We start from the raw sequence: 1,535 nt of genomic DNA, 5'->3' as shown, positions 1-1,535 counted from the left end.
CGCGCTCGTCGGCTGAGGCGCGCCCCGTTCAGTCGATGACGGCCGCGACGGCCTCGATCTCCACCAACTGGTCGTCGTACCCGAGCACCGTGACCCCGAGCAGCGTGCTCGGCACGTCGTGGACCCCCATCGCCCGACGCACGACCTCCCAGGCGGACACGAGGTCCTCCTGCCGCGACGACGCGACGAGCACACGGGTGCTGATCAGGTCATCGAGCGTCGCACCGGCCGCGGCGAGCGCCGTCTCCAGGTTCGCGACGCACTGCGCGGCCTGCCCGGCGTGGTCACCCACCGCGACGGTCCGACCGTCCTCGTCGAGGGGGCAGGCACCGGCGAGGAACACGAGCCGCGCCCCCGCCGGGGCCGTCGCGGCGTACGCGTACTCCGCGACGTCGCTGAGCGCTGCGGACCGGATGAGCTGCACGGCGGAGGGCATGGTCCGACCCTGCCAGGCGCCCGGCGGCCGCGCCACCCGTCACACGCGCCTCGGCACGCGTCACGGGCGACCGGCCGCCGCCCGAACGGAGCGGCGAGCGTCCCGGACGTCCGCCCCTCCCGCCCGTCACCGGCGCGCGATCGGATTCGGCATCCGCCCAGCCCGGATGAGTGACTCGGTCTGGCCGGAGAGGTCGACCATCTGCACGGTGTTCCGCAACTGCAGGCGGTTCAGGCACGAGTGCTCGAAGTCGGGCACGCGGAAGTCGATGGTCCGCGTCCGCCCGACCGAGCCGTCCACGCACTCCCCCACGATCCGCCAGAACACCGCGGCCGGCAGCACGCCGTCCTCGTCGAGGATCGCCGCGAGGTACCGGAGCACCCCGTCGAAGACGTCGGTGAAGACCCCGAGCGCGGCCTCGTCGTCGTCCACCGGCTGCACGATCCGCTCGGTCCCCGCCGGTACCGGGACGTCGCCGACGACCACGACCTCTTCACCGATGTCCTTCATGAACACGCGGGAGACCGCTCCGTCGCGGAGGACGAGCACGAGGTTCTCGCCGTGCGGCATGAACAGCACCTGGTGCTCGGTGAGGCAGTGCACGACGGGCCGGAGGTACGCGTCGAGGTACCGGCGGACCCAGGCCGCAGCGTCGAGCCCCGACTGTTCGACGAGGGCCGCGGCCACGGACCGACCCCTGGCGTCACGGTGCAGCAGCGCGGCCATCGTGATCGGTCGCTCCCCCGGCTGCAGCTTCGGCACGGGGCTCTCGCGCCAGAGCGCGGCGAGCATCTTGCGCTGCGGTGAGACCACGTCGACCCGGTGGTACGCGTCGCCCGTGTACCCGATCGCGGCGTGCTCGCGGAGCACTCCGAAGCCGCAGTCGGCGAGGACCGGGTCGCCGTCGACCAGGCCGGCGACCCAGTCGTTCACCGCCGGGGCGGTCCGCATGTAGGCCGGCGACATGCCCCGGAGGAACCCCATGTTCTGCACGGCGAGGGCCGTCTTCACGTACGAGCGCTCCGGACGCGACCGGTTGAACGCCGTGCGGATCGACTGCTGCGGCTGGTGGTCGTCCGTCCCCTCGCCGAGGTCGACC

General features: G+C 73.0%; 2 protein-coding genes. Both read right to left on the bottom strand.

Annotation, left to right across the window (positions count from 1 at the left end; translation table 11 throughout):
- Positions 1 to 28: 28 nt before the first annotated feature.
- On the bottom strand, positions 29 to 436 hold the full coding sequence (locus NS184_RS14415; RefSeq protein ID WP_058726801.1) for a RidA family protein: 408 nt from the start codon (positions 434 to 436) through the stop codon (positions 29 to 31).
- 126 nt (positions 437 to 562) lie between these two features.
- Positions 563 to 1,535, bottom strand: a 973-nt coding sequence (locus NS184_RS14410) for an IucA/IucC family protein (protein ID WP_275935036.1), incomplete at its 5' end; no start/stop codon positions are given.

Origin of the sequence: Curtobacterium luteum, assembly GCF_001475545.1 — a bacterium.
Taxonomy (GTDB): Bacteria; Actinomycetota; Actinomycetes; order Actinomycetales; family Microbacteriaceae; genus Curtobacterium; species Curtobacterium luteum_A.
Note: the sequence above shows the minus strand (reverse complement) of the source record. Positions and strands in the feature narration are given on the sequence as shown.